This window comes from Phenylobacterium sp., assembly GCF_044358365.1.
Classification (GTDB): Bacteria; Pseudomonadota; Alphaproteobacteria; order Caulobacterales; family Caulobacteraceae; genus Phenylobacterium.
On the sequence record NZ_JBIKNZ010000019.1, the window covers coordinates 47458 to 54442 of the forward strand.

Annotated in this window: 6 protein-coding genes and 1 pseudogene; 5 read left to right on the top strand and 2 right to left on the bottom strand. The window is 65.9% G+C overall.

What is annotated here, in order from left to right:
- Positions 1-98: 98 nt before the first annotated feature.
- Genes ACIQ3B_RS07650 through acpS form a run of 4 tightly spaced genes read left to right on the top strand, consistent with a single transcriptional unit; the run spans position 99 to position 4049 of the window.
- A complete protein-coding gene (locus ACIQ3B_RS07650) occupies positions 99-2267 on the top strand; it encodes a RelA/SpoT family protein (protein WP_397401234.1) in 2169 nt (722 codons plus the stop codon).
- Positions 2268-2314: 47 nt separating this feature from the next.
- Complete coding sequence (gene pyrE / locus ACIQ3B_RS07655) at positions 2315-2899, top strand: orotate phosphoribosyltransferase (RefSeq protein ID WP_397401236.1); 585 nt, start codon at positions 2315-2317, stop codon at positions 2897-2899.
- Positions 2896-3654: a pyridoxine 5'-phosphate synthase gene (locus ACIQ3B_RS07660; protein ID WP_397401238.1), complete on the top strand. Its 759-nt coding sequence runs from the start codon at positions 2896-2898 to the stop codon at positions 3652-3654. Before pyrE ends, ACIQ3B_RS07660 begins: the two co-directional genes overlap by 4 nt.
- The gene (gene acpS / locus ACIQ3B_RS07665) at positions 3651-4049 is read left to right on the top strand and encodes a holo-ACP synthase (protein WP_397401240.1); all 399 of its coding nucleotides are present in this window, start codon (positions 3651-3653) and stop codon (positions 4047-4049) included. Before ACIQ3B_RS07660 ends, acpS begins: the two co-directional genes overlap by 4 nt.
- A 6-nt stretch (positions 4050-4055) precedes the next feature.
- Here the strand turns inward: acpS and ACIQ3B_RS07670 are convergent, their stop codons facing one another.
- A complete protein-coding gene (locus ACIQ3B_RS07670; protein WP_397401242.1) occupies positions 4056-5870 on the bottom strand; it encodes an AMP-binding protein in 1815 nt (604 codons plus the stop codon).
- Between the two features lie 60 nt (positions 5871-5930).
- Between ACIQ3B_RS07670 and ACIQ3B_RS07675 the strand changes: the two genes are divergently transcribed.
- Positions 5931-6515: a hypothetical protein gene (locus ACIQ3B_RS07675; RefSeq protein ID WP_397401244.1), complete on the top strand. Its 585-nt coding sequence runs from the start codon at positions 5931-5933 to the stop codon at positions 6513-6515.
- 264 nt (positions 6516-6779) lie between these two features.
- Here ACIQ3B_RS07675 and ACIQ3B_RS07680 read toward each other — a convergent pair.
- A pseudogene (locus ACIQ3B_RS07680) lies at positions 6780-6985 on the bottom strand (hypothetical protein); the annotation flags it as partial.

The following is a 6985-nucleotide window of genomic DNA, read 5'->3' on the forward strand; positions in this document are numbered from 1 at the left end:
GCGCAGAACCCCTCCTTAAGGACGCGGCCAGCCAGCCTGCCGCCGCGCTCCCCGACGTATCCGTAGCTGAACCGCCTGCGGCCCCACCGCGTCCAAAGATGCTGCGCCAGTTCGAGCTGATCGAGAAGGTCCGCTCCTACGACCCGACCGCCGATGAGGCATTGCTGAACCGCGCCTACGTTTATGCCATGCGCGCCCACGGCGCGCAGAAGCGGGCGTCCGGCGATCCCTACTTCGCTCACCCGATCGAGGTGGCGGGTATTCTCACTGATTATCGCCTCGATACAGAGACCATCGTCACCGCCCTGCTGCACGATGTCATCGAGGACACCGAGACCACGCGAGACGACATCGAGCGCCTGTTCGGCGCGGAAGTCGCCGAACTGGTGGAAGGCGTCACCAAGCTCTCCAAGCTGGAGCTTTCCGAAGCCCACCTTCGCCAGGCCGAGAACCTGCGTAAGTTCATCCTGGCGATCTCCAAGGATGTCCGCGTCCTGCTGGTCAAGCTGGCCGACCGACTGCACAACATGCGCACCCTGCATTTCATAAAGCAGGCGGCGAAGCGGGAACGGATCGCCCGCGAAACACTCGACATCTATGGCCCTCTGGCCCGTTCGATCGGGGTCCACCGGATCTGCGAGGAGCTCGAGGAACTCGCCTTCGCCCACCTCAATCCGGTGGCGCGCGACGCGATCATGCGGCGTCTGGCGGTGCTGCGGAGCGAGCAGGGCGGGGCGGTCTCTACGGTCAGCCAGGAAATGTCGGCGCGGTTGGAGGCGGCCGGTATACCCGCGCGCGTCTATGGTCGCGAGAAGCACCCCTTTTCCATCTGGCGGAAGCTGCAGCGCAAATCCATCGGCTTTTCCCAGTTGTCCGACATCTATGCTTTTCGGGTGATCGTCGACAGCGAGGAAGACTGCTACCGGGCGCTTGGTGTTATCCACCGGGCCTGGCCGTCCGTGCCGGAGCGTTTCAAGGACTATATCTCCACACCCAAGCGCAACAACTACCGGTCACTCCACACGACCGTGGTCGGTTACAAGGGTATGCGCATCGAGATGCAGATCCGCACAGACGCCATGGATCTGGTGGCGGAAGAAGGCGTGGCCGCTCACTGGCGCTATAAGAACAAGTCCTACGGCTTTGACGCCGAGCACCAGAAGGCCGCCGGCGGCCGGGACCCGCTTGTCAATCTGCGTCACCTTGTTCAGGTGCTGGAGCACGGCGGTGACGCCGAGGAACTGGTCGAGCATGCCAAGCTGGAGATGTACCTCGATCAGGTGTTCGTCTTCACTCCCAAGGGCAAGCTGGTCAGCTTGCCGCGCGGCGCCATGCCGCTGGACTTTGCCTATGGCCTTCACACCGACATCGGCGACACCGCGGTTGGCGCCAAGATCAATGGCGAGCTGAAGCCACTACGTACGGCGCTGGTCAATGGCGATGTGGTCGAGGTGATCCGGGGTGGCAAGCCGGCGGTCCCGCTGGACTGGCGTTCGCTGACGGTCACAGGCCGGGCGCGCTCTGCCATCCGTCGGCACCTTCGCCAGACAGAGCGTGAGGAATTCATCCGGCTGGGTCGCGCCACCCTGGATCAGACTTTCGATGCGGCCGGCAAGAGTCGCAAGGACGTCTCGCTGCGCCCCGCCCTGGAGCGGTTTGCGGCCGCCACCGAGGAAGACCTGTTCGAGGCCGTCGGTCGGGGCCGCGCCACGCCTTCGCAGGTGCTGGAGATCGTATTCCCGGGTCTCAAGCCTGCCGAACGCGAGGCGGCGACAGCGCGCCGACATGTCCGTGACGCCAAGCATGCCCGACTCTATGTGCGCGGCGGCGGCCTGACCCCGGGCGTCACGCTACACTTCGCCGAATGCTGCTCGCCGGTGCCGGGCGACCGTATTGTCGGCATCCTGGCCAAGGACGGGCCCGGCGTCACGGTTCACACCATCGATTGCGAAAAACTTGTGGACTACGAGGATCGCGAGGACCTCTGGCGCGACCTGCAGTGGACGCCCGAGGCCGAGCGCAACGCCATAGCCCGCGCCCGTCTTACCGCCACGATCCGCAATGCGCCGGGGGTACTGGGCCAGGTCTGCACCGTGATCGGCGAGGCGGGCGGCAATATCGTGGGGCTGCGCATGAACCATCGCCAGTCGGACTTCTTCGATGTGCTCATCGACGTGGACGTCAATGACGCTCGCCACCTGACCCACATATCGGCTGCCCTTCGCGCCAATCCCAGCGTCGAAGAGGTTGAGCGGACCAAGGGGTAAGCGCCGCCATCTTTCGCCGCCCGCAAATCCGGACTATCTCCGGTCCCATGAACACCGAAGACGTACTTGACGAGTTTCGCGGCGCGGGCGCGCTGCGCGAAGGCCATTTCATCCTTTCCTCCGGTCGCCACAGCGCCATGTTCCTGCAGAAGAATCTGGTCTTCCAGTACGCGGATCGGACGGAGCGTCTGTGCAAGGCGCTGGCGGCGAAGATCGAGGCGCGGTTCGGCAAGCCCGACGTGATTGTCTCGCCGGCGGTGGGCGCCATCATTCCGGGCTACGAGACTGCCCGCTGGCTGGGTGTGCCGTCGATGTTTGTCGAGCGTGAGGATGGCGGCTTCAAGCTGCGCCGAGCCTTCCGGATCGAACCGGGCGCCAGGGTCGTGGTGATCGAGGATGTGATCACCACCGGTGGGTCGTTCCGTGAGGCCGTTGCCCCGATCGAGGCGGCGGGCGGCATGATCCTGGGCTGCGCCTGTATCGTTGACCGCTCCGGCGGCAAGGCCGATGTGGGTTGGCCGCTGGTGGCGCTGGCCACGCTGGATGTGCCGTCCTGGCCCGCCGATGCGCTGCCGCCCGAACTCGCCGCCCTGCCGGCCGAGGAACCCGGGTCCAAGAGGCTGCGCGCATGAGCCGTCTTCGCCTTGGCGTGAACATCGACCACGTAGCCACCGTTCGAAACGCCCGGGGGGAGGGTTATCCCGATCCCGTTCGCGCCGCCGAGATAGCGCTGGCCGCAGGCGCTGACGGCATCACCGCCCACCTGCGGGAGGATCGGCGTCACATCTCCGACGCCGATATCGACCAGCTGGCCGCTACCTGCCGCCGTCGGGGTCGGCCGTTGAACTTCGAGTGCGCTGTCACAGCAGAGATGGAAGCGATCGCGCTGGCCCATCTGCCGCACGCTGCATGCTTGGTGCCCGAACGGCGTGAGGAGGTCACCACCGAGGGTGGCCTGGATATCGTCAAGGGCCACAACACCATCGCGCCTGTCGTGAACCGGCTGGTGAGCGCCGGCATCCGCGTCTCCTGCTTCATCGATGCCGATCCGGTGCAGGTGGCCGCGTCAAAGGCCGTCGGCGCCCAGGTGATCGAACTCCACACCGGCGCCTTCTGTCAGGCGGTCCGGGAGCGCCGCCCCGACGCCGACGCCCTGCTTCAGAAACTGCGCGCCGCTGCAGCCGAGGGCGCGCGCCTGGGCCTCGAAGTGCACGCGGGTCACGGTATCGACTATGAGACTGTCAAACCCCTCGCCGCCATCCCCGAGTTGATGGAGCTCAACATCGGCCATTTCCTGATCGGCGAGGCGATCTTCATCGGCCTCGGTCCCGCCATTCAGCGGATGCGCGCGCTCATGGATGAGGCGCGCGCCGTCAAAGCCGCATGATCCTTGGCCTGGGTTCCGACCTTTCCGATATCCGCCGTATCCAGGCCAGCCTAGACCGCTTCGGCGACCGTTTTCGCGAACGCGTGTTCACCGAACTTGAGCGTACCCGATCCGAGCGCAAGCCCGACGCCGCCGCCAGCTACGCCAAACGCTTCGCCGCAAAGGAGGCCTGCGCCAAGGCCCTGGGCACCGGCATGCGTCGCGGCGTCTTCTGGCGTGACATGGGCGTGATCAACATGCGCTCCGGCCAGCCCACCATGGCGCTGACCGGCGGCGCGCTCACCCGGCTGCGGGAGATGACGCCTGAGGGCATGAAGGCGGTCATTCACCTGACCCTCACCGACGATCATCCCTATGCGCAGGCCTTCGTGATCATCGAGGCGTTGCCGCAATAGCCGCCTTCAGACGATCCGGCTCTTTCGATCGCCCCAATAGCGATCCCGCAGTACCCGCTTGTAGAGTTTGCCCGTCGGCAGGCGCGGTAGTTCTGCCTCGAAGTCCACCGATCGCGGACACTTCAGCCCCGCCAGATGCTGCCGGCAGAAGGCGATCAGTTCCGCCGCCATCTCCGGGCCGGGCTCGACCCCCGGCATCAGCTGCACCACCGCCTTGACCTCCTCGCCGAGATCCTCGTGCGGCACGCCGAACACGGCCGCGTCGGCCACCTTCGGGTGGGTGATCAGCAGATTCTCGCACTCCTGCGGATAGATGTTCACCCCGCCGGAGATGATCATGAAGGTCGCCCGGTCGGTCAGATAGAGAAACCCGTCGGCGTCCACGTAGCCCACGTCCCCCACCGTCGCCATGGTTCCGTCAGCCGAGCGCGTCTCATTGGTGCGATCAGGGTCCTGGAAGTATTCGAAGGCGTTGGCCATCTTGAACCAGAGCGTGCCCGGCTGGCCCGGCGCGGAAGGGTTCATCTCGTCGTCCAGAACATGCAACTCGCCGGAGACGACGCGGCCGACCGTGCCCCGGTGAGCCAGCCATTCTGCGCTGTCACAGGTGGTGAAGCCCATGCCTTCGGTAGCGCCGTAGTACTCGTGGATGATCGGACCCCACCAGTCGATCATCGCCTCCTTGACCTGGGGCGGACAAGGGGCGGCGGCGTGGACGGCGAATTCCAGCGATGAGAGGTCGTAGCGGGTCCGAACCTCGTCCGGCAGCTTTAGCATCCGTGAGAACATGGTTGGCACCAGCTGGCTGTGGGTGATCCGATACCGCTCGATCAGGCCCAGATACTGTTCAGGATCAAAGTGCTCCATGATCACCACCGTGCCGCCGCGGATGATGGTGAGCCCCACGGCCGCCTGGGGCGCGGAGTGGTAGAGCGGCGCCGGCGACAGATAGACCATCCCGTGGCGATACCGCCAAAGTCCGTCCAGAAACGAGAACAGCGCGGCGTTCTCCGAGGGCGGAAGCTCCGGCAAGGGCCGCAGAATCCCCTTGGGCTTTCCTGTTGTGCCCGAGGAATAGAGCATCGCCGCGCCGGAGCTCTCGTCGGCGATGGGCGTCGACGGAAACCCGCCCACGGCCTCGTCCAGATTGAGCACCCTGTCGCCATCACCGGGGCCGTCGACCACCAGACACCGCTCCACGCCCGGCGCCAGCGCCATGGCCTTCAGCGCCACCTCCCGCTTGGCCTCGGAGGTGATCAGCACCCGCGAAAGGCTGTTGGTGAGTATGTAGGCCAGTTCCTCCGGCGTCAGGTAGGAGTTGACGCAGGTGTAGTAGAGGCCTGACCTGGCCCCCGCGCCGCAAGCCTCCAGATACCGGGCGTTGTTCTCCATGATGATCGAATAGTGGTCGTTCCGGTTCAACCCCACCGACCTGAAATAGTGCGCCAGCCGGTTGGTCCTGGCCTCCAGCTCGCCATAGGTCACCGTCTCGCCGGTGGAGGCCATGATGAAGGCGGGGTGGTCGGGCTGGGTCTTGGCGTGGGCGCCGGGGTACATCTGGACGTTTCCTCTTGCTCGCCACGCCAGCAGATGAGGCGCGGCGTGCCCTGTCAATGCCTCCGTCTTGAGCCCTCCGGTATGTCCGCCAAGTTGGCCCCGCCATTCTGCGGAGCCTGCCATGCGATAGCTTGCGATCACGGCCGTTGCCGCCGCCGCCCTCGACGACCAGATCACCGGGGCCTGGCGGATCGACGGCGACAGGCTCTGCACAAGCTCCGACTTCGATCCCAGTGAAACCTGTACCGCCTTTTCCGTGGACAAGGAGTCCGGCGACAGCTTCGAGATGTCGGGACCTCAGGGCGTCGCCACGGTCACGATCAAATGACGGCGCTCCAGCCGCCGCCGGGCTTCATCGACACCCCGCATCCCCCGGTCGCGGAGCCTGGGCGCCTGGTCTCGCGGGTCGAGGAGATTGCTATCAACCGGCCGCTGGCCGAGGTGATCGCACAAACCGAAACCGTGGCCCTGGCCGACTGGATCGACCGCTCCGGCGCGCTGCCGTACTTGACCGGAACCCATATGCTGGCAGGCGACCGCTTCGACGCGCCGGCCTCGCGGCACATGGTATTCCTGACGGATGGCACGACCGTGGTCGAACAGGTGCTGGAGACGTCGCGCGCCGGGGCGGGCTACCGCTTCCGCTATGTGGTCTGGAACTACGTCACCGCCGCTGCACGCCCGCTACTCTATGGCCTGGGTGACTTTGAATACGCCGACGCTGGCGAGGGCCGCACCTACGTACGCTGGACCTATTCATTTGAGCTCAGGCGCTACCGGTTTCCGGGGTTTCTAGGACCGCTCGAGGGGTGGCTTCTGAAGGCGACTTTCCTCAACGGCCCCTACGCCGCGCGGATGCGCGGTTCACTGGCCCGCACCAAGGCGATCGCGGAAGGGCGCGCGGCCTAGCCGCAGCCTGGCCCTGGCCGGGCCATAGACCGGGTGTTTTCGCTGCGCCAGGCGGGGCCGGCAGGCAGTTGGTCGGGTGATGAAGGATTTTACCGCAGAAAGGCGCTGAAAACGCAGAAGGGCGCCCGGGGAGCCTGCGCGGCGCCGGGTTGGGAATCGTTCTGCGGACTTCTGCGTTTTCTGCGGTGATGATCCTGCGTGGCGCCGGGACGCCTCACCCGGAACTGCGCCAGGCGGGCCCGGCGCCGGTTGTCTCGCATAGGGCTATCCCGGCGGGGGCGGGTCGTAGCCCTTCTGGCGCGGACGCGGCGGTGGCTCGGGTTCGGGCGGGGGCTTGGGGTCGGGGTTGAATTCGCCAAGGCCGAATTCCTCGGAAAACCGGTCGATCAGGTCCTCGAACGGGGTCGCCAGAAAGGCGTCGGGGTCCTCGGTGGAGAGCTCGGACAGGCACTGGTCCAGATCGTTGAAGA